Genomic DNA, 20,651 nt, shown 5'->3' on the forward strand with positions numbered 1-20,651 from the left:
ATCGCTCCTGCGCTTTATGCCTGCCACACCCCTCCCAGCTGAGGGCTCAGCACAGACGTCAGCCAGAGCGCCAGCCCGCCGGGACGCGCCGGCGCTCGCGCGGCGGCCTTAAGGCCTTGATACCGAGCAGGGTGATGAGCGGTTTCGCTGGGCGAAAATCGAAGGGCTAGCCGCCTACCGCCCAACCACCATCTGATGCGTCGCCCCCAGTGAGCTCGCCAGCGAGCCAAGGCGTGACGCCGCCACCTCGCCAAATAGCGGCTCCGCCCTCGGTGCGAGCTGCAGCGTCAGCTCTTTCTTCTGCGGTCGGAACTTCATCTCGCCCGGCACCTCTCCCGCGCCGAGCCAGAGCATGGCGCCAAGGCGCATGGCCTTGCCCAGCACCTCCGCCTCCTGAATCTCCTTCGGCTCCAGCAGGCCGAACAGCGCCTCATAGGGCGAACCGTCGCGCTTGTTCTGGTAGCGGTGCAGCAGCGCCAGCCCGAGGAAGATGCGCTCCTCATGCTTCAGCCCGCCAAGGTTGGCTCGGGTCGCATTGTCGAAGCACACCTCGGCCCGGTAGTCCGGATGCGCCCGCCAGGACACGTCATGCAGCAGGCAGGCCGCCTCGATGATGCGCTTCTTCTGCCAGTCGGCCCGGGGGAAGAGCGGCAGCACGAATTCGTAGAGCAGCTGGCCGAACCCCGGCATCCGCGCGTCCTTGGCCTCGGCGAAGCGGCAGGCCTCGATCAGCGGGTCGCGCTGGCGCAGCTGCGCCGGCATCTGCTCGAACAGCAGCCCCTCGCGGATACCGTAGGAGGAAATCGCGATGTCCTTCGGCTTGAAGGTCTTTACCAGCTCCTTCAGCACGAGCGACGCATAGGGCACCAGGCTCATCCGCTCGGAAGAGATGGAAAGCTTGCCGCGGAGTGCATCTAGATCGGAGGCGGCGATGTGCTTCTCCGTCGCCCGGACATCGGCATTCGACATCCGATATTCATGCAGCACCGTCAGCGGGTAGCCGCGCCTGTCCATGTCGACCCGGCCAAAGGCGCGCCACGAGCCCCCGACGAGGAACAGCCGCTTGCCCGTCTCGTTCTGCATCTTGTCATGTAGCTCGGCGACGACGGCCTTGATATGCGCCTTCAGCGCCTTGCGGTCGCCGGCCACCTCGCGCAGCTTCAGCGGCCCCAGCGGCGAGGTCACGCGCAGCCCCACCTCGCCATCGGCCAGGTTCGCCAGCTCCATTGACGAGCCGCCGATATCGCAGACCAGGCCATATGCGCCGGGCCAGCCGAGCAGAACGCCCTGCGCCGAGAGCCGCGCCTCCTCTTCGCCGTCGATGACGTAGAGATCGATGCCGGTCTGGCGCTTCACCTCCTCGCGGAAGGCCGGGCCATCCTCGGCCTCGCGCACGGCGGCGGTGGCCACGGCGCTGAGCGGCGAGATGCCCATGCCCTCAGCGAGCGCAGCGAAGCGGCGCAGCGCGCTCAGCGCCCGCTCCTTGCCCTTTTCGCTGAGCCTGCCCGTCTCCGACAGGCCGGAGCCGAGGGCGCACATGATCTTTTCGTTGTAGAAATAGGCCGGCGAGCGGCCCGCCCCGTCGAACACCACGAAGCGGACGGAGTTCGAGCCGACGTCGACCACCCCCACCCGAGACAGCGAGCGCGCCTCTTCATCAAGGAAGATCGGCCGGCTGAAAGGCCCGGGGCGCGGCGGGGAGGCAAGGGTTGCGTCAACCATGTGCCTTGCTTGCCCGATTGCGACCCCATGACGCAAGCGTTGCCGCAACGGCGCCTTTCCCCGTTTCTCGCGCGCCCCCAGCCGATAGGCTGTGTGGACAGGTCGGGGGAGCGAGCGATGCAGGCAGCGGTGAGCGAGGTATACGGCGGTGCTGCGGCTGCAGGTTCGGCCCGTGCCGGAGCCCGTCCGCGGCGAGATTCTCATCCGCCAGCACGCCAGCGCCGTCACCCGCACCGATGCCGCCACGCTGGCCGGCAAGCCGCGCGCCGCGCGGGTGGTGACGGGCCTCGGCAAGCCGAAGGTGCAGGTGCTGGGGCTGGAAATCGCCGGCACCGTCGCCGCCCGCGGCGAGGGCGCCACGCGCTTCGCCGAGGGGGCGGCGGTCTTCGGCCTCTCCCCCAGCCGATATGGCGGCCACGCGGACTACGTCTGCCTGCCGCAGGACGCGCCGCTCGCCGAGCTGCCGCCGGGGCTGGAGCTGCCCGATGCAGTGATCTGCGAAGGCGCCTGGTATGCCCATTCGGCGCTGGAGGCGATGGGCCTCACCGAGGGTCAGTCATTGCTCGTCTACGGCGCCGGCGGCGCCATCGGCAGTACCGCCCTTCAGCTTGGCACCGCGCGCGGGCTGCGGGTAACCGCGGTGGTCGAGCCGCATCAGCGCGCGCTGATGGAGGAGCTGGGCGCGGTAGATATCCAGGTCGCGCCAGATCCCACCACCCTCACCGGCACGTTCGACGGCGCGCTCGATGCCATCGGCAAGGCAGGTTGCCGGGCGCTCCACCCGCGCCTCGTCCCCGGTGCGCCTTTCGCGTCCAGCGATTTCGGCCCGGGCAACGAGCTGCTCTGGCTGGCGCCGTGGATGGCGCTCACCGGTCGGCGGCGGCAGGCGATGCTCCCCCTGCCCCGCGACGTTGCGAAGATCCCCGCCCTTGTCGCCAGCCTCTTCGAGGAGGGCCAGTACCGCCCGATTATCGACCGCCGCTTCCCGCTGGCCGACATCGCTGCGGCCTACGCTTACGTCCAGTCAGAACGCAAAACAGGCGCCGTCGCCCTCGACATCGCCTGATCTCGCTTTTCTTCAAATATCCTCTGGGGGAGCCGCAGGCGGGGGGCGGACAGCCCCCCTCCGCCGTCTCAGCCCATGTCTACAGCTCGACCTCGGCGCCCGGGTCCAGCTCGTCCTCGTCCGCCACCGGCGGCTCGTAGGGCGGCGCATCGGCGCGGCGGCGGATGATGATGTCGCCGTTCTCCATTACCTCGGGCATCTCGTAATAGCGGATCGAATCCACCGTCTCGAGCACATCCGCCAGGCCGGCGGCCATCTCGGCGGTCATCTCCTGCAGGGCCGGCTCCAGATCCTCGGCGAAGCTGCGCAGCTGGTCGAGCGCCGGGTCCATCTCGTCCATCAGGCCGCGCATGAACAGATTGGCGCCCTCCTGCATCAGGTTGAAACCGTCTCCGTCATCCTGCGCGGCGGCAGGGGCGGCGGCGAGGGAAAGAGCGAGGGCGGGGGCCAGAGCGATGGCGCGGAATGAATAGGTCATGTGGCTTTAGATAGGGCGCCCGCAGCGAACTCAAAGGTCGAGCGTCACGGGGAAATGGTCAGAGGCCGTCTGGAGGGCCAGGGCGAGGCGTGCGTCGGCGGCGAGGCCCGGGTCTTCCAGCGGGTTCCACACCCGCCAGCGAGGCCCTTCCGCCGCCAGATCCGGTGAGACGAGGATGAAGTCGAGCAGCGCCGAGAGCCAGCGCCCGTCGGCCAGGCGAAACCGCGCGCTGGTCGCGGGCCGGGCGCCGGCGGCATGCGGGTCGTAGAGCGGCAGCGGGCCATCGGCCCCGAGCAGCACCTCCACGCCGGAGCGGCCGAAGAGCGCCTCGTATTCGTCGAGCCCCGGCCCGTCGTTGAAATCGCCGGCGACGATGACGCTCTCGCCGCCTTCGAGATGCGCCGTCACGCGGGCGCGCAGCCACAGGCACTGGGCGAGCTGCTTGCGGCGGTTCTCGATGGCGATGCGGGTTGCCGCCGCCTCCGTCCCCGCCCCATGCGGCGCCTTCGACTTGGCGTGCACACCGATCAGCCGCAGCACCCGGCCCTGCCCCTTCAGCACCGCCTCCAGTGGCGGCTTGGAGAAGGCGATCGGCTCGGGCGCGCCGTCGAGATCGAGGTCGATCTTCCACTTGCCGTCGAAACGGGGGGCACCCCGCTCGCTGGGCGCATGCTCCGTCGTCAGCACATCGGGGTCGTAGAGCAGCATGATCTCCTGCTGCGTCTCAGAGGCGAAGCCGGAGAGCGCCTTGCGCGCCCGCAGCCCGGCATGGGCGGCGAAACGCTCCAGCGCGGAGCGGCCATCGCGGCGGGAGGAGAGGTCGGGCGCCTCGATCACCAGCAGCGCATCGGCGTCGAGCGCGCGGCAGACGCGCACCAGAGCGGTGATCTGCTCATGCCGGCGCACGCCGTGGCGGCCCGACCATTCGGCATCGTTTCGCAGATCGCCCTCATCATCGAAGAGCGCGTCGAACCATTCCACGTTGTAGCTGGCCAGCCTCACCGGGGGCGCGCGCTCATTGGGCGGGATGCCCGGCCCTGATCTGCTCCCAGGCGCGGTTGAGCGCGATCATGCGGGCCTCGGCCATGCGCAAAGCCTCCTCCGGCAGCCCGCGGGCGGCGAGCGCGTCGGGATGCGTCTGGCGAACCTCGGCGCGCCAGAGGCGGCGGATCTCGTCCATCGGCATGTCGGGGTCGGCGCCGATCACGTCATAGGGGTCGCGCTCGGCATCGGGCACGAAACGGGCGCGCATTCGCGAGAAGCTGCGCTCTTCAAAGCCGAAGATCTCGGCGACACGGGCGAGAAAGGCGTTCTCGGCCGGGTGGTAATCGCCATCGGCCATGGCGATGTGAAACAGCCCCTCCAGCAGGTCGGCCAGCGGCGCATCGGGGCCCTGGAACATGCGGGCGACCTTGGCGGCGTAATCCTCGAACCCCGCTACGTCCTGCCGGGCGAGGTTGAACACACGGGCGGCGGCAGCCTCGTCTGCGGGCGCGATCTCGAACACCTCGCGGAAGGCCGTCACCTCGTCGCGGGTGACCCGGCCATCGGCCTTGGCCATCTTCGCGCCGAGCGCGATGACGGCGATGGTGAAGGCGACGGAGCGGTCGGGCGCGGCGCGCAGCCGGTCGAAGACGTCCGACAGCGCCTCACCGGCGGCAAGGGCAGAGATGGCATCGGCAATGCGGGACCAGATCGACATGGGGATAACCCTATGGCCGCCGCCGGGCGGGAGAAAGGGGGAAGCCCGGGCAAGCGTTGCCCGCAAGCGGTTCCGGGCCGAGGCGCGCACGATTTCAGCGCCGACATCGCCCCGGACCTCGCGCGATTTCCGTGGCCCGGGCGGCCCCTACCCCAGCGCGTAGCCCGAGCCGCGCACCGTGCGGATGGGGTCGTTGCCGCCGGTGCCGTTGAGCACCTTGCGGAGCCGGCCGACATGCACGTCGACGGTGCGGGTGTCGACATAGATGTCGCGCCCCCAGACGCGGTCGAGCAGCTGCTCGCGGCTCCACACCCTGCCCGGCTTCTCCATGAACGTCGCGAGCAGACGAAATTCCGTCGGCCCGAGGCGCAGCAGCTCTTCGCCGCGATGCACCCGGTGCGTCTCGGCGTCGAGCGTGATGTCTTCGTATTCCAGCACCTGCCCCATGGCAGAGGGCCGCACCCGGCGCAGCTGCGTGCGCACCCGCGCCAGCAGCTCGGACAGCGAATAGGGCTTCACGACGTAATCGTCGGCCCCCGTCTCAAGCCCGCGCACCCGGTCGACCTCTTCGGAGCGGGCCGAGAGCATGATGATCGGCACGTTGCGCGTCTCGGCGCGGGCCTTCAGGCGCCGGCAGATCTCGATGCCGCTGACCGAGGGCAGCATCCAGTCGAGCACGATGACATCGGGCAACTCGTCGTTCACCAGCGACAAGGCCTCGTCGCCGTCGCCGGCGGCAGAGATGCGAAAGCCCTCAGCCTCAAGATTGTAAGACAGCACCTCCCGCTGGGCGGCCTCATCTTCGACCACCAGCACCAGAGGCGGCTGGGCATGCGTACTCATCCCGCTGTCTCCTCGGGGCCCGCCTTCATGGCGGTGATGTCTTCCTTCGGGCGGTCGGCGGCGGGGAACTCGCCGGTGGCGACATAGATCACCTGCTCGGCCATGTTGGTCACCAGATCGCCCATGCGCTCGATATTCTTGGCGATGAAATGCAGATGCATGCAGGCGGTGATGTTGCGCGGGTCTTCCATCATAAAGGTCAGGAACTCGCGAAACAGCGCGTTGTACATCTGGTCGACGTCGAGATCGCGCTGAATGACATCCTCGGCCAGCGCAGCGTCGCGCTGCACGAAAGCGTCCAGCGTGTCCTTCAGCATCGACTGCACGTCGCGCGCCATGCGGCGAAGCGTGACATCGCTGCCCGACATCGGATTCATCTCGGTGAGGATCGTCGTGCGCTTGGCGATGTTCTTGGCGTAATCGCCCAGCCGCTCCAGCGCGGCCGAGACGCGCAGCACCGACAGCACGATGCGCAGATCGGTCGCCATGGGCGTGCGGATGGCGATGGTACGCGCCGCCTCTTCGTTGATCTGCTCTTCCAGCGCGTCGATGGCGGCGTCGCCCTCGCGCACCTTCTGGGCCAGCTCCACATCGCGGCTCTCCAGCGCGCGGGCGCCATCGAGGATGGCGCTCTCGACGAGGCCACCCATCTTGATGACCATCGCCTGGATGGCTTCGAGATCGCGGTCGAAGGCAGAGACGATATGCTGATCGTTCATGGCTTTTCCTTCCTCAGCCGATCCGGCCGGAGATGTAGCTCTCCGTGCGCGGGTCTTGCGGGTTGGTGAAAATCTTGCCGGTCTCGTCGTATTCCACGAGGTTGCCGAGGTGGAAGAAGGCGGTTTTTTGGCTCACGCGCGCAGCCTGCTGCATCGAGTGCGTGACGATCACCACCGAGTAGCTGGAGCGCAGCTCGTCGATCAGCTCCTCCACCTGCCCCGTCGCGATGGGGTCGAGCGCCGAGCAGGGCTCGTCCATCAGCAGCACCTCGGGCTCCGTCGCGATGGCGCGGGCGATGCACAGGCGCTGCTGCTGACCACCGGAGAGGCCGGTGCCGGGCTTGTCGAGCCGGTCCTTGGCCTCGTTCCACAGGGCGGCGCGGCGCAGGGCCTGCTCGACGATGTTGTCGAGCTCCGCCTTGTTCTTGGCGAGGCCGTGGATGCGCGGCCCGTAGGCGACGTTGTCGTAGATCGACTTGGGGAAGGGGTTGGGCTTCTGGAAGACCATCCCCACCTTGGCGCGCAGCTGCACGGGATCGACGCGGGCGTCGTAGATATCCTCGCCGTCGATCTCGATATCGCCCTCGACACGGCAGCTGTCGATGGTGTCGTTCATCCGGTTGATGCAGCGCAGGAAGGTGGACTTGCCGCAGCCCGACGGGCCGATGAAGGCCGTCACCGTCTTGTCGGCGATCTCGACGCTGACATCCTTGATGGCATGCGTATCGCCGTAATACACCTGCACGCCGCGCGCACTGATCTTGATGTCTGCCATGTCCACTTCCCGCTCGGTGAGACGCTGATCTTTCATGTCTTTCGCTTTCTTACCTTACCACCGGCGCTCGAAGCGACGGCGCAGCAGGATGGCGATGATGTTGAGCGCGAACAGCAGCACAAGCATCACGATGATCGCCGCCTGGGCAAGCCCTTCGCGCACAGGCGTGTCCTGGTTCTGCGCGAAGAGATAGACCACGGTCGGCATGGATTGGGCCTGTTCCAGAAGGCCCCCGGTGAAGGGCGACGAAAGGATGCCCGCCCCGGTGGAAACGGAGAGGCCGATGAGCAGCAGCGGCGCCGTCTCGCCCAGGGCCTGAGCGATGCCGATGATCGTGCCGGTCAGAATGCCCGGCATCGCAAGCGGCAGCGTGTGGTGAAACACCGTTTGCAGCTTCGAGGCGCCGACGCCGAGCGCGGCATCGCGGATCGACGGCGGCACCGATTTCAGCGCGGCGCGGGTGGCGATCACGATGGTCGGCAGCGTCATCAGGGAGAGGACGATGCCGCCCAGCAGAGCCGTACCGCGGATCGAAGAGCCGAAGCCGAGGTCGCTGAGCGTCAGCAGGATGGCGGCGCCGAGGATGCCGAACACGATGGAGGGCACGGCGGCGAGGTTGGCGATGTTGATCTCGATGAGATCGGTCAGCCGGTTCTTGGGCGCGAATTCCTCCAGATAGATCGAGGCGGCGACGCCGAAGAGCAGGCTGAACACCAGCACTACCAGCATCATGTAGGCAGAGCCCATCAGCGCCGGACCGATGCCCGCCACCTCGCCGGACTGGCTGTATTCGTTGGTGAAGAAGCTCCAGCGGAAGTTGCGCTCGATCATCCCCGCATCAAGCATCGCGTCGATCAGGTCGAGCTGCGCGCGGTTGAAGCCCGGCGGCATGCCGGAGGTGCCCTCGCCAGACAGCTCGCCCGACAGGTAGCGCGTGATGTTGATGTCGATGGGCACGCCGACGGTAACTGTCTCGCCGACCAGATCGGGGTTCGCGACCAGCTCGTCGCGCACGTCGCGGCGGTTGGCGGCGTAGATCAGGGCAGAGAGGTCGCCATCCTCGAAGGCGGCGGTGTCGATGCCGTTGTCTTCCATCGTGCGGCGGAGCGACTGGGCGAAGATGCCCCGCTCGATGTCGGAGCGCAGCGACAGGCTGCCGAGCGCCTCGGGCCCCTGCCCGTCCTCCTCCAGAATGGCGGGATCGTAGAACAGCTCGATCTCGGCCTGGTACTGAAAGAACGCCGGCACGCCGCGCGACAGGATCGACCAGAGCAGCACGCCAAGGAAGAACAGCACCAGCGCGATGGCCCCCATGCCGAGGTAGCGCAGGATAGAGCCGCGCCGGTAGCGGCGGCGCACGTTGTCGGTCCGGGTGAAGAGCGACTGCGCGGTGCGCGGCGACGCTTCGGGGGTCACATCGGTCATTCGTATTGCTCCCGATAGCGGCGGACGATCCGCTGGGCGAGAAGGTTGAGCCCGAGCGTGATGAAGAACAGCGTGAAGGCCAGGGCGAAGACGGCGAGTACGTCGATGGAGTCAAAGCCGGAGGCCTCACCGGTGAGCACCGCCACGATGCGGGTGGTCACGGTCACGACGGCGCCGAAGGGGTTCGGCTCCAGCCCCTGCACGTTCGAGAGGGCCCCGGCGGCCAGCACCACGATCATCGTCTCGCCGATGGCGCGAGAGGCCGCCAGCACGATGGCGCCCACGATGCCGGGCAGCGCCGCGGGCAGGATCACCTTGGTGACGGTCTCCGACGGCGTGGCACCAAGGCCGAGCGAGCCGTCGCGCATCGCCTGGGGCACGGAGTTGATCACGTCATCCGACAGCGACGAGACGAAGGGCACCAGCATCATGCCCATCACAACGCCCGCCGTCATGACGGAGACGGTGTTGGGCATCACGGTCGTACCCACCACAGCCTGCAGGAAGGGCCCGATGGTGACGAGGGCGAAGAGGCCGTAGACGATGGTCGGCACCCCGGCCAGCACCTCCAGCGCCGGTTTGACGACCGAGCGCACGCGCCGGTTGGCGAATTCAGACAGGTAGATCGCGGCGAACAGGCCGAGCGGCACGGCGACGATCAAGGCGACGAGCGAGATGTAGAGCGTACCCCAGATCAGCGGCAGGAAGCCGAGCAGGCTTTCGTATTCGCCGTCCGGCCCTTCGGGCAGGCCCACCGTATCGCCTGCGGGCGCCCAGGTGAGGCCGAAGAGGAAATCGAACAGCCCGTATTCGCGGAAGAAGGTGATCGAGGGCAGCGTCACCGAGGCGAGGATTGCCAGCGTGGTGAGAATGGCCGTGGTCGAGGCGAAGATCAGCAGCCCCATCACCCAGCGTTCGACGGTATTGCGGGCGCGGAAATCGGCGCCGATGGCCATCAGCGACCAGATGAAGCCGATGAGCGCGAGCAGCACGACGATGATCGGCCCCAGCATCGAAAGGAAACTGTCGAAGCCGTAGAGCGAGATCGCCTCATCCAGCATGCCGGGCGTCACGCCGAGCGGGGCCACCTGCCCCACCTCGCGCATGCGGTCGTTCAGCGGGGTGACATCGTCGCGCCAGCTTTCAACCTCGGCGCGGTCCAGCGCGCCGGTCTCCAGCGCGCCACCGATGGCGCCGGCGAGGGTTTTGACGTTGCCGATGAAAAGATCGCGCCGGGCGGCCTCGCGCACGGCGATCTCTTCATCCGTCAGGTCGGCGCGCTGCGCTTCCGGCAGCTGCAGCTCGGCCATGTCGGCCTCGACCTGAAGGGAGACATAAGTGTTGGTGACCAGGCCCTGCAGAAAGGCCCAGAGAATAAGGACGCTCATCGAGGGGATCAGCGTGGCCAGCACCACAGACCAGCCGTGGTGCACGGGCCGCGAATGCAGCCGGCGGGTCTCGCCATCCACCGAAGCGACGGCCCTGCGGCGGCCCAGCACGTAGCCGATGACGCAGAGGACGGCGACAAACAGTAGGGCCGTGGGGAACGCGATCAGGCCGCTCATCGAAGGGTCCTTTCAGGATGCGGGCGACCGGAAGAACCGGCCGCCCGTGAGACTTGGCTCAGGCTTTTGGCCCGATCACATGGCCTCTTCGTTGGCAACCATCTCCTGGGTCGCGGCCAGTTCCGGGTCGGGCACCAGGCCGTATTCGGAGAGCGGGCCGCCCGGGCCGGCCATATCGTCAGAGACGAAGAACTCGGCGTATTCCTTCAGGCCGGGGATGACACCGATATGCGCGCCCTTGACGTAGAAGTAGAGCGGGCGGGAGACCGGGTATTCGCCGGAGGCGATGGTCTCGGTCGAGGGCGTGATGCCGGACATGGTGGCAACCTGCAGACGGTCGGTGTTGTTCTCGTAGAACGACAGGCCGAAGACGCCAATGCCGTTCGGCGTCGAGTCGAGGTTGGCCAGCGTCTGCGTGTAGTCGCCTTCGATGTCGACGGAGGTACCGTCGGTGCGGATGGTCATACAGGCGTCTTCGGCCGCATCTTCATCCATGCCCATGTCGAGCATCTGCTGCATGGCGCCCGACTCTTCGCAGCCCGCCAGGATGACGTTCTCTTCGAAGACTTCGCGGGTGCCGTGGTTGGTGCCGGGGATGAAGGTGTTGATCGCCTGATCGGGCAGATCGGCGTTCACTTCGGACCAGTTGGTGTTCGGGTTGGCGACCATTTCGCCATCCATCGGCAGCTCGGCGGCCAGCGCCATGTACCAATCGGCGGGGGTGAAGGCGAATTCCGGGCCGTTGATGTCGGAGGCGAAGACGATGCCGTCATAGCCGATGCGGACCTGGATGATGTCGGTCACGCCGTTGGCGGCACAGGTCTCGACTTCGCTGTCCTTGATGGCGCGGCTGGCGTCGGCGACGTCGATATAGCCTTCACCCACACCTTCGCAGAAGCGCGACAGGCCGGTGGAGGAGCCACCGCCCTCGACGACGGGCGTCGGGAAATCGAATTCGGCGCCGAAGGCTTCGGCCACGATGTTGGCGTAGGGCAGCACGGTGGAGGAGCCGGCGATCTGAACGGTGTCGCGCGACTGGGCAGCAGCACCCGTGGCGGCAGCGGTCGTGAAGGCAGCAGCGATCGCCATGGTCGAGGCGGTCAGTTTCACGAGGGACATTGGTATCTCCTGTCAGTTCGGACCGGTCAGTCTGACGCCGGCCTCATGGCGCCGTGCTAGGGCCGCTGGGCTATGCTTTTGTGACAGGAGTGTAAGAGTTTTGTGACACTCGACGCGGGCGGGGCTGGCGCAGCTATGGGCCTTGCCCTGCTGGCTGGACGGGGCAGGGTCGGGTTCGCCCGGGGCGGCACTGGGGCGGAGATTACGGATTGTTTGGGCTTCTGGCGTCGCGCAGGCCCCGCGACTCGGCCCCGGCCCCGCCGGTTGACACGAAAGGGGCGCCTATGTGAGTCGTCGGCCCTTTACGCTCCCGGCGTTCCGGTGCCGGGCCCGGCAGAAGGAAGGACCCATGGCACTCACCCTGCGCCGCAACCACGACCGCGACCTCGCCCCGCTGGCTCAGATGCTGCCCGATGAGGAGATCCCCCTGCTCAACCCCAATGCCAAAGTGCCCTTCGACGAGATGGAATGGCACCGCAAATGGCTGGGCGACCTGGAGGATGTCTCCTTCTACCTGCAGGACGAGACCGGCCGCGACGTGGGCTTCTTCGCCCTGCGCGAAGGCGTGGGGCCCGAGGTGCGGCACCTCACCTATGTCTTCCTCGCCGAAGAGGCGCGCGGCGGCGCGGCGGCAGAGCTGAACGCCCGCGTGGAAGAGGCGGCGCTGGATCTCGGCGCGCTGGTGCTGACCCTGAAGGTCGAGCTCGACAACGCCCCGGCCGTCAACGCCTACCTCTCGGCCGGCTACGAAGAGCTCTCCCGCCGCCAGGGAATGGCGACGATGCGGCTGGATCTGGAGGAGCGGCAGGTGGTTTGAGGGGGGCTGGTGCTGCAGAGGAGTGGCGGGGATCGCGCTGGTGGTGGGCTGCGAGGCGTCGTTTCGGGCCAGAGCTGCCGTTCGGTCCACTCTCGACCGAACGAGGCTCTCGACCCAACGAGGCTCTCGGCCCAGAGCCGACATTCACGACACCGTCGGCTACCCTAGCGCAGCTTCCCCCGAGTCAAACCCCAAATATCTCAGTGCCAGCTAGATCCGTTGAAAGAGAATAATATCGCCGTCAGGACTCAAGGTGCAGCGGAATTGCATCCCGACTGCGCTTACCTGGTAATTCTGCGTGCCAAAGATATCGGTGTTGATCGGACGAGCCACTGTCTCATCAAAGGTCACAGACATCGTGGCGGCGGCGCGTTCTCTACAAGAGAAGGCCGACGGATCTTCAATTAGCGCTACGGTTTCTGCTTCACTACATGCAACGAGCAATGCCGGGAGGCTGAGAAGAGCCAAATATCGCATCAGAGCAGCTCCAAGAGTGGAACACTAATTGGGATAGAGTGACAAAAGTCTGCATCCTTGCGCAGGCCAGGAGGTAGCCATTTGTTCCTACAATATAGTTAAATTTCAACTTTGCGTTCTCTCCGGAGCCGGGAAAAGATCGCCAGTTTCTCCGATGTCGCCCCTTTATTGAAGTAGGCCCAAAGCTCCCTTCGAAAGAGCGCTCTCGTTTCCGCACCGTTACAGAAGTGGAGAAATGTACTGTGATCACGCTTGACACAGCGTGACGTGTGCTGCCGAACTAGGCATTGGAGTGGACGTTGCGTAAGGACCTGCTCGCAGCAGGCGTCTAAAGGTTAGAGAGGCTAAAGTGAACTCAGGTTTTCGTCTTAAATTCAGTGTCGTGATCGCAACATCCATGCTTGGCGCAGCTCCGTCACATGCGCAGGATGGAACGGCCGACTGCACCATCAGCGATGGCGATCGGCTCGATGCGGTCGCGCTTTGCACGGTGATCGATGATGGCGCGACCGTGGAGTACATGGGCACGATCGACGAGAACGACGCGATGTTCACGGCTGTCATCAATCTCGAAGAGATGTCCGGACTGCTGATCGGGGCTGGAACGTTCTTCTTGGCCGACGGCCCAATTGAGTCGACCGAAGAGGGCATCTTCCAGTGGCCCAACGGATATGTGCTTGAGGTGTCGCAATAAAAAGAAAGGATTTTCCGCTAGATTCGTCGAATAGCTGCAGCAAGTCAGAATGACTGCATCTCTTTTGTATGGCGTGCTCTGCGTCGGCGGGATCATCGCGTTGGCACTGTGTTCCTACGGTCTGACCCGTTGGGCTTTACGATCCAAGGTCACGGAAGATACGCGAGACCTTGCGGGCTCTGTGCTATTCCGCATTGCCTCCTTGCATGGGCTCGTCCTTGCGCTTGTCTTTGCTCAGGATTTGTCGGGCATTCGCGATGTTGCTGTCTCGGCCTCACGCGAAGCGACGCTGGTTGCAGACATCTACTATGATGCGACGCGCTTCGATGCGGAGACGACCGCCAACCTTCGATCTGAGCTCGCGCAATACGCTATGATCGTGGTGGAAGAGGAATGGCCGTTACTCGCCGAAGAGCGGCACATGGCTCCCAGAGCTTGGGAAAAATGGGACCTAGCCTACCAGGAGGTCCTGAACCTTACCCCCACAACGCCCCGACAAGAGCGTCTGCTCGCTTTCATGCTGGCCGATGTACGAGAGCTCTCCGCATTACGCGACGAGCGCGAGAACGTGGCTCAGTCGCCTGCCTTGCCCCTGTTCCTGTGGGCGGCCCTGGTTGGTGTGATCCTCATCGGGGCGGCCTATTTCACCTGGCCGGCGACCGCGCTGAACATCGCGCTCATCTCCGGGTTCGGGGCCTTTACTGGATTGATCGTTTACATGATCGTGGCCTTTTCCAACCCCTTCGCAGCACCAGGTCGTGCCACTACGGTCGGCTTTGACCGCTTCCTGACACCCGAAGTTCGGGCCATGGCCGAGTATCCGTCCGGTTAGGAAGGTAGGAGCTCGTGCCGAAGGGCGGACATGTGCCGCTACATATTAGGTCGGAGGAATGCGATAAGTTGGATGACGAAGCACGGTGAACCGAGGTCCACCAAGAACCGGTCGCGGCAGGTGCTCTCCGTCCAGCACTTCCGAGCTCACCCAAAACCGACGCTGTCAGTATGGCTCCTTGCCGCCATTAGATCGATCGCAGCATTCTGGGGGACGAGATTTCAACGAACGTCGGCATTTGCACGGCCGGTGTGGAAATCGCGCACCTGCAGCGAATGGCCGGAATCCGCCCTTCTTAGCTCAGTGCCGCGAACGACCTGCGGCCGCCCTTCCCGCCAGATGCAGCAATGACGGCTCCCAGCCCGACGTGGCGCATGCTCGCATCGCCCCTCCCACCAAACGCGCTACCCTCCGCGTCCCCCAGCCCGCATCGCACCCTCCCGCTCGGCATCCCACAGCCGCATCATATCCGACCTGCGTCTGGCCGGCCTGCGGTCGAGAACCTCAAGGCCAGACATGCGCTCCACGCGGAAATGGCGAAGGGCCTCCCTGTCCTCGCACCAGGCGATCAGCAGGCAGCGGGTCTCCTCGTAGCCGAGCACGATCGGCCAGACGTGGCGCTGGCTGACCCTCCCGTCGAGCGCCGTGTAGCTGAACGACACCACGCGCCAGCGACGTATGGCCTCCCGCAGGGACGTGGTATCGAGCGTCGCCCCGGGGCCGCCCGCGATCGGTTTCACTCCCAAGGCGGGCTGCTCCAGCACCGTGCGGCTGGACTCAGGCAGTGACAGCCGGATCTTCGACAGGGCGTCCAGCGCAAGACGGGCCAGCGCCTTGTCGGGGTGACGGCTCACCCATTGTGCGCCGAGGGCGAGGGCTTCGGTCTCGTCGGGGCTCAGGGCCAGCGGGCGCATCTCGTAATCGTCGTCCAGCGTGTAGCCGAACCCTGCCGTGCCCTGGATCGGGACGCGGCGACCGATGAGATCGGCAATGTCGCGGTAGATCGTCCGGCGCGACACCTCGAGTTCGTCCGCGATGTCGGCGGCGGTCACGGGGCGGGTCGTGCGCCGCAGGATCTGGATGATCTGGAAAAGGCGGTCGGCGCTGCGCATCCCCGGTTTCCTGCTGCCACGATGCTGTCAGCAGGACCTCTCTAGAAGCACTCGCGACCGGTCAAGGGCCGGCAGCAAGGGAATAGAGAATGAAACTAACTTCAGTCCGCCTCATCGCGCGGGATGTCCGGGGCCTCGTGGCCTTCTATGAAACCGTCACCGGGGGAGAGGCCGACTGGCTGGCCCCCGTCTTCGCCGAGATCGTGACGCCGGGCGCCTCGCTGGCAATCGGCTCGGAAGAGACCGTGGCGCTCTTCCAGGAAGGCAGCGCCGAGGCCGGGGCGAACCGGACGGCGATCATCGAGCTTCAGGTGGAGGACATCGACGCCGAATTCGAACGCCTGAAGGGGCTGGACGTCGTCCATGCGCCCAAGCTCCTGCCCTGGGGCAACCGGACGTTCCAGCTGCGGGATCCGGAAGGGAACCTCGTCAGCCTCTACATGCCAGAGACTGAGGCCGCGAAGGCGCGATTTGGCTCAAGGCCTTAAGTCCGCGACAGTGGCGGGGCGCTCAGCAAACCCGCTGCGCCCTCACCGCTGCCGACGGCGCACCTTTTGCCCATCCGTGCTCAGCCGGTCCATCGCCCAGCCCACGGTGAAGCCGTGCAGCAGCGTCGAAAGCAGGATCGCCAGCGCCACCAGCGCCCAGATGGCGCTTTCATCCACGAACTGCATGTGGCCGCCCGCGTAGCACAGGTAGTAGATCGAGCCGATGCCCCGCACGCCGTAGACCGAGATCACCGCCTTGTCCGAGCGGGGCAATCCCGTGCCCGCCAGGCCTATCCAGCCGGACAGCGGGCGGACGACGACCAGCAGCAGCACGGCGATCACCACATGCTGCCAGGCCAGGCTCTTCATCAGGTCGGGCAGCATCAGGCCGAGGCCGACGAGCAGCACCGCCGTCAAGGCGTGCTCGATCGATTCGGAGAAATCGTGCAGGCGGCGGTGGAAGGCGTGGTCCTCCTCCACCCGGCGCAGGGTCAGGCCCATGATCGCAACGGCGATGAAGCCGTAGCCCTCCAGGAGCTCGGTGGAGCCGTAGCAGAGGATCACGCCGGCAAAGGCGATGACGCCCGAGCCCGTCTCGGCCAGCACCCGGCGGCGGGGGAAGACGAAGAGAACATAGCCAAGCGCCCGCCCGCCCAGCCAGCCGGCAAGGCCTCCCACCGCAATGCGGTAGACCACGTCGAAGAGCAGCCATTCGGCCGCCCAGGCCGAGGGGTTCAGCCCCTCTGCCGCGATGATCAGGCCGAGATAGACGAAGGGGAAGGCCAGCCCATCGTTCAGCGCGGCCTCTGTCGTCAGGCCGAAGCGCACGGGATGTTCGGTGCCCTCCTGCGGCGGCTCGACCTGCACATCGGCGGCGAGCACCGGGTCGGTCGGCGACAAGACGGCGCCGAGCAGGATCGCGCCGGCCCAGGTGAGCCCCGCCAGCCAGACGCCGAGCAGCGCGACGGCGAAGATCGTCAGCGGCATGGTGATCGCCAGAAGGCGCACCGTCGAGTTCCACTTCTTCCAGGGCCGCAGCATGTCGATCCGCATGCCGGCGCCGAAGAGCGCGATGATCACCGTCATCTCGCTCACCAGCGTCCAGGGCATCGGTGACGTCCGCGGGTCGGGGATCGCCGGCAGACCGGGCAGCAGCACCGCGGCGGCGGCCCCGAGCAGGATCATCAGGGGCGCGGCGGTCGGCTCGCGGTCTGACAGAAGGCGCGGCAGCCAATAGGCGGCGATCACCAGGCCTCCGACCACGGTGAGGGCGATATGATACCCACTGAACTCGAACACGCTGACCGCTCCCTCTCAACTGCTGGCGCCGCTCTTTGGGCGGGCCGCGCCACTCTATGGCAGGCCGGCGGGCGCGTCCCGCGCGATTTTGCTGCGGCGCCGCGGGGTTATGCGACGGGCAGGATCAGCGTGAAGGTCGTCCCCTTGCCCTCTTCGCTCTCCACCCGCAGGCGGCCGCGGTGCCGGTTGACGATATGCTTGACGATGGCCAGCCCCAGCCCGGTGCCGCCCACCTCGCGCGAGCGGTGCGAATCCACCCGGTAGAAGCGCTCGGTCAGCCGCGGGATGTGATGAGCGGGGATGCCCTCGCCCTCGTCGCGGACAGACAGGCGCACGCCTTCGCTGCGCAGGCTCGGCTCGGGCGCGGGGCCGGTCAGGCGGATCTCGACCATCTCGCCCTTGGCGCCGTATTTCAGAGCGTTCTCGATGAGGTTGTTGAGCACCTGCCGAAGCTGGTCGGCATCGCCGGGCACGGAGGGCACCGAGGCCGGCAGCTCCAGCGCCAGCCGCACCCCCGCCGCGCGGGCCTGCGGCTCGAAGGCAGCGGCGACCGATTCCGCCAGGGCCTTGAGGTCGACCGCCTTCATGGGGCGAACACGCTCTTCCTCCTCCACCCGGCTGAGCGAGAGGAGATCGGCCACGAGCTGCGCCATCCGCCCCGCCTCGCGCGCCATGATCGAGAGGAAGCGCTCGCGCGCGGCTGCATCGTCCTTCGCGGGGCCGCGGAGCGTTTCGACAAAGCCGAGCAGCGCCGTCAGCGGTGTGCGCAGCTCGTGGCTGACGTTGGCGACGAAATCACGGCGGATCTGGCCGGCCTCCTCGACCGCGGTGATATCCTCGAAGGCGAGGAGCACGCCCCTACCCTCCGGCGTCTCGACGGCGGCGACCTGCACGCGCCAGGTGGCGTCGCGGTTGCCGGCCTGGGCGAGGTAGCGGCTCTGGCGGGTCTCGCCATCGCGGAAGACCTGCTCGACGGCATCGAGCAGTACCGGCTGGCGGAGGGCGGTGATGTAGTGCCGCCCTGCCCCATCCCAGCCGAAGAGCCGCCCGGCAGCCGCGTTGGCCGCCAGCACGCGCTCGGCCGGGCCGATGAGCAGGGTCGGCATCGGCAGGGCGTTGAGGAGAGAGGCGGCAAAGACGCGGTCCATGCCGCCTCTTACGCGGGGCGCGGGGCGGGAGGCAATGTGGGTTGAGGTCGCTTGGGAGAGATGAAGACTTGATTGGTCTTCTTACGGGCATCGGGGCACCGTCGCGCCAAGAAACCGCAATCATTAGGGGCTGCGCTCGCCCGGCGCCTTCGGCTTGAGTCCGGGCGGGGTGTGGAGCGGTGACAGCGCAAAGCTGGAGGACAGCGGCGGTGTTCCGGAAAGACGGCGCGAGCTGTCTCCCTAATCCTCCGCCCGAAGCTCTGCACTAAACCGCCGGGCATTCGCCTGATACCCGAGGGCAGACTTTCGCAGCCCCTCGATCTCTTCGTCGCTCAGCATCCGCACCACCTTGCCGGGCGCACCGATCACCAGGCTGCCGTCGGGAATCTGCTTTCCTTCGGTCACCAGCGCCCCGGCTCCGATCAGGCAGTTCCGCCCGATCTTGGCGCCGTTCAGCACGGTCGCGCCCATGCCCACCAGGCTGTTTTCACCGATCTGGCAGCCATGCAGCATCGCCTTGTGCCCGATGGTGCAGCCGGGCCCGATGGTCAGCGGATAGCCCATATCGGTGTGCAGCACGGCGTTTTCCTGCACGTTACTGCCCTGCCCAACGACGATCGGCTCGTTGTCACCGCGCAGCACAGCGCCGAACCACACCGAAGTATCCTCGCCCAGCTCCACCTGCCCGATCACATGCGCCCCCGGCGCCACCCAGGCACTGTCCGCAACCAGCGGCGTCCGGTTCCCCAGCGCGTAGATCATGCGCTAGCCTCATGCTCGTCGCCCAGGGCGCGCACGAAGTCGCGCAACCACGGCTGGCGGGTGCGGCGCAGGCGCTCGGCGGCGACGATGGTCTTCACCTGCGCGGCGCAGGCGGCCAGATCGTCGTTGACCAGCACGTGGTCGTACTCGGCCCAATGGCTGATCTCGGCGAGGCTCTTTTCCATCCGTGCGGCGATCACCTCGTCGCTGTCCTGCCCACGCGCCCTGAGCCGGCCTTCCAGCGCGGCGATGGAGGGCGGCAGGATGAAGATGGAGACCACGTCGTGCCCCAGGGGCGATTCATTGATCTGCTGGCCGCCCTGCCAATCGATATCGAAGAGCGTGTCTTCGCCCGCCGTCATCGCAGCCTCCACCGGCGCGCGCGGCGTGCCGTAGAGATTGCCGAAGACACGGGCGTGCTCGAGCATCTCGCCACGCGCCACCATCGCCTCAAAATCCTCGCGGCTGACGAAGTGATACTCCCGCCCGTCGACCTCTCCGCTACGCGGCTCCCGCGTGGTGGCGGAGACGGAGAAGCGGATCGTCGGGTCCCACTCCCTCAGCGCCTTGGCGAGCGAGGATTTTCCGGCCCCGGAAGGCGACGACAGGATGATGAGCAGCCCGCGCCGAGCACCATGCTGGGCATTGGGCGCGGCGGCCGGGGCAAAAGTTGAAGAAGACGCCGTGGCCATCGCTACCTATTCCACATTCTGAATTTGCTCGCGCATCTGGTCTATCGTGGCCTTGAGGTCCAGCCCGATCCGCGTCAGCTCGGCGCTGCCCGCCTTCGAGCAGAGCGTATTGGCCTCGCGATTGAACTCCTGCGCGAGAAAGTCGAGCCGCCGCCCCACTGGCCCTCCGGCCTCAAGCAACTCGCGCGCAGCCGCGACATGGGCATTGAGCCGGTCGATCTCTTCGGTCACGTCGCCCTTCACGGCGAGCAGCGCCAGCTCCTGCGCCAGCCGGCTCTCGTCGATCTCGGTCGCCTCCAGTACCCGCTGCATCTGCCTGGCGAGGGTGCTGCGCATCTCGCCGCTGCGCGCGGCGGCGGAGGCGCTCGCCTCTTCGGTCAGCGCCTCGATGCGGGCGAGCTGGCCGGAAATGACCTCGGCCAGCGCCGCCCCCTCGCTGGCGCGCATGGCGAGGAACTCGGCGAGCAGCCCGTCGAAATCCTCCAGAAGCGGCTCCAGCAGCGCCTCTGCGCTGGGCGGCGGCGGGGACCGCAGCACGCCGCGCTGGGCCAGCAGATCGGCGGCGTTCACGGGGGCCAGAGCGATGCCCAGGCGCTCCGCCCGGGCGCGCACGGCGTGCACCTGCACCAGCACGCGTTCCAGCACGGCCTCGTCGATCTCCATGGCGCCGTCGCCCTCGCCGCCGCCTAGCCGCAGACCCACACTGACGTTGCCGCGCGAGACCCGGCCGCTGATGGCAGAGCGCAAACCGGCCTCCAGCCCCTCGATCCCGTCGGGCAGCCGCAGGCGCAGATCGAGCCCGCGCCCGTTGACGGCGCGCATCTCCCACGCCCAGTCCTGGGCACCTGCATGGCCAGTACGGCTGGCAAATCCGGTCATCGACGCGATCATCGGCGTCCTCGATCCTGAGTGGTCC

General features: G+C 66.8%; 22 protein-coding genes. 5 read left to right on the forward strand and 17 right to left on the reverse strand.

The window, feature by feature from the left end:
- Window positions 1–174 precede the first annotated feature (174 nt).
- The gene (locus ACXN5S_RS04715) at window positions 175–1,722 is read right to left on the reverse strand and encodes a Ppx/GppA family phosphatase (RefSeq protein WP_458604247.1); all 1,548 of its coding nucleotides are present in this window, start codon (window positions 1,720–1,722) and stop codon (window positions 175–177) included.
- A gap of 172 nt (window positions 1,723–1,894) precedes the next feature.
- Between ACXN5S_RS04715 and ACXN5S_RS04720 the strand changes: the two genes are divergently transcribed.
- Window positions 1,895–2,788, forward strand: a complete 894-nt coding sequence (locus ACXN5S_RS04720) for an NAD(P)-dependent alcohol dehydrogenase (protein WP_458604248.1) — start codon at window positions 1,895–1,897, stop codon at window positions 2,786–2,788.
- Between the two features lie 79 nt (window positions 2,789–2,867).
- Here ACXN5S_RS04720 and ACXN5S_RS04725 read toward each other — a convergent pair whose 3' ends face one another.
- The 9 genes from ACXN5S_RS04725 to ACXN5S_RS04765 all read right to left on the reverse strand — a co-directional run bounded on the left by ACXN5S_RS04725 (window position 2,868) and on the right by ACXN5S_RS04765 (window position 11,414).
- Window positions 2,868–3,266: a hypothetical protein gene (locus ACXN5S_RS04725; protein WP_458604249.1), complete on the reverse strand. Its 399-nt coding sequence runs from the start codon at window positions 3,264–3,266 to the stop codon at window positions 2,868–2,870.
- A 30-nt stretch (window positions 3,267–3,296) separates the two neighbouring features.
- Entirely contained in the window at window positions 3,297–4,268 is a 972-nt protein-coding gene (locus ACXN5S_RS04730) for an endonuclease/exonuclease/phosphatase family protein (RefSeq protein WP_458604250.1), read from the reverse strand.
- A 13-nt stretch (window positions 4,269–4,281) separates the two neighbouring features.
- A complete protein-coding gene (locus ACXN5S_RS04735) occupies window positions 4,282–4,968 on the reverse strand; it encodes a TerB family tellurite resistance protein (protein WP_458604251.1) in 687 nt (228 codons plus the stop codon).
- Between the two features lie 147 nt (window positions 4,969–5,115).
- The gene (gene phoB, locus ACXN5S_RS04740) at window positions 5,116–5,811 is read right to left on the reverse strand and encodes a phosphate regulon transcriptional regulator PhoB (RefSeq protein WP_458604252.1); all 696 of its coding nucleotides are present in this window, start codon (window positions 5,809–5,811) and stop codon (window positions 5,116–5,118) included.
- A complete protein-coding gene (gene phoU / locus ACXN5S_RS04745; RefSeq protein ID WP_458604253.1) occupies window positions 5,808–6,530 on the reverse strand; it encodes a phosphate signaling complex protein PhoU in 723 nt (240 codons plus the stop codon). Before phoU ends, phoB begins: the two co-directional genes overlap by 4 nt.
- Window positions 6,531–6,543: 13 nt before the next feature.
- Complete coding sequence (pstB, locus tag ACXN5S_RS04750; RefSeq protein ID WP_458604254.1) at window positions 6,544–7,341, reverse strand: phosphate ABC transporter ATP-binding protein PstB; 798 nt, start codon at window positions 7,339–7,341, stop codon at window positions 6,544–6,546.
- Between the two features lie 18 nt (window positions 7,342–7,359).
- Window positions 7,360–8,730, reverse strand: a complete 1,371-nt coding sequence (gene pstA, locus ACXN5S_RS04755; RefSeq protein ID WP_458604255.1) for a phosphate ABC transporter permease PstA — start codon at window positions 8,728–8,730, stop codon at window positions 7,360–7,362.
- Window positions 8,727–10,295, reverse strand: coding sequence for a phosphate ABC transporter permease subunit PstC (gene pstC, locus ACXN5S_RS04760; protein ID WP_458604256.1), 1,569 nt, complete (start codon window positions 10,293–10,295; stop codon window positions 8,727–8,729). Before pstC ends, pstA begins: the two co-directional genes overlap by 4 nt.
- 75 nt (window positions 10,296–10,370) lie before the next feature.
- On the reverse strand, window positions 10,371–11,414 hold the full coding sequence (locus ACXN5S_RS04765) for a PstS family phosphate ABC transporter substrate-binding protein (protein WP_458604257.1): 1,044 nt from the start codon (window positions 11,412–11,414) through the stop codon (window positions 10,371–10,373).
- Window positions 11,415–11,763: 349 nt separating this feature from the next.
- On the opposite strand from ACXN5S_RS04765, the gene ACXN5S_RS04770 reads away from it, so the two are divergent.
- Entirely contained in the window at window positions 11,764–12,231 is a 468-nt protein-coding gene (locus tag ACXN5S_RS04770; RefSeq protein ID WP_458604258.1) for a GNAT family N-acetyltransferase, read from the forward strand.
- Between the two features lie 210 nt (window positions 12,232–12,441).
- Here ACXN5S_RS04770 and ACXN5S_RS04775 read toward each other — a convergent pair whose 3' ends face one another.
- Window positions 12,442–12,708: a hypothetical protein gene (locus tag ACXN5S_RS04775; RefSeq protein ID WP_458604259.1), complete on the reverse strand. Its 267-nt coding sequence runs from the start codon at window positions 12,706–12,708 to the stop codon at window positions 12,442–12,444.
- Between the two features lie 349 nt (window positions 12,709–13,057).
- Between ACXN5S_RS04775 and ACXN5S_RS04780 the strand changes: the two genes are divergently transcribed.
- Together ACXN5S_RS04780 and ACXN5S_RS04785 are read left to right on the forward strand one after the other, a co-directional pair.
- Window positions 13,058–13,402 (forward strand): hypothetical protein, encoded by a 345-nt coding sequence (locus tag ACXN5S_RS04780; protein WP_458604260.1) that lies wholly within the window; start codon window positions 13,058–13,060, stop codon window positions 13,400–13,402.
- A gap of 49 nt (window positions 13,403–13,451) precedes the next feature.
- Window positions 13,452–14,234 carry a bestrophin-like domain gene (locus tag ACXN5S_RS04785; protein WP_458604261.1) on the forward strand — a complete coding sequence of 261 codons (783 nt, stop codon included), beginning with the start codon at window positions 13,452–13,454 and terminating at the stop codon, window positions 14,232–14,234.
- A gap of 404 nt (window positions 14,235–14,638) precedes the next feature.
- On the opposite strand, the gene ACXN5S_RS04790 is transcribed toward ACXN5S_RS04785, so the two are convergent.
- Window positions 14,639–15,346: a helix-turn-helix transcriptional regulator gene (locus tag ACXN5S_RS04790; RefSeq protein ID WP_458604262.1), complete on the reverse strand. Its 708-nt coding sequence runs from the start codon at window positions 15,344–15,346 to the stop codon at window positions 14,639–14,641.
- An 89-nt stretch (window positions 15,347–15,435) separates the two neighbouring features.
- Here ACXN5S_RS04790 and ACXN5S_RS04795 point away from each other — a divergent pair, with 89 nt between their 5' ends.
- The gene (locus ACXN5S_RS04795; RefSeq protein ID WP_458604263.1) at window positions 15,436–15,834 is read left to right on the forward strand and encodes a VOC family protein; all 399 of its coding nucleotides are present in this window, start codon (window positions 15,436–15,438) and stop codon (window positions 15,832–15,834) included.
- Between the two features lie 42 nt (window positions 15,835–15,876).
- Here ACXN5S_RS04795 and ACXN5S_RS04800 read toward each other — a convergent pair whose 3' ends face one another.
- From ACXN5S_RS04800 to ACXN5S_RS04820, 5 genes are all read right to left on the reverse strand, one after another.
- Entirely contained in the window at window positions 15,877–17,133 is a 1,257-nt protein-coding gene (locus ACXN5S_RS04800; RefSeq protein WP_458604264.1) for a cation:proton antiporter, read from the reverse strand.
- A 107-nt stretch (window positions 17,134–17,240) separates the two neighbouring features.
- Window positions 17,241–18,281 (reverse strand): sensor histidine kinase, encoded by a 1,041-nt coding sequence (locus ACXN5S_RS04805; protein ID WP_458604265.1) that lies wholly within the window; start codon window positions 18,279–18,281, stop codon window positions 17,241–17,243.
- Between the two features lie 240 nt (window positions 18,282–18,521).
- Entirely contained in the window at window positions 18,522–19,043 is a 522-nt protein-coding gene (locus ACXN5S_RS04810; protein ID WP_458604266.1) for a gamma carbonic anhydrase family protein, read from the reverse strand.
- Complete coding sequence (gmk, locus tag ACXN5S_RS04815; RefSeq protein WP_458604267.1) at window positions 19,040–19,735, reverse strand: guanylate kinase; 696 nt, start codon at window positions 19,733–19,735, stop codon at window positions 19,040–19,042. Before gmk ends, ACXN5S_RS04810 begins: the two co-directional genes overlap by 4 nt.
- A 6-nt stretch (window positions 19,736–19,741) precedes the next feature.
- A complete protein-coding gene (locus ACXN5S_RS04820; protein ID WP_458604268.1) occupies window positions 19,742–20,614 on the reverse strand; it encodes a YicC/YloC family endoribonuclease in 873 nt (290 codons plus the stop codon).
- Between the last annotated feature and the right edge of the window lie 37 nt (window positions 20,615–20,651).

It is taken from the genome of Pseudoroseicyclus sp. H15 (assembly GCF_054353345.1).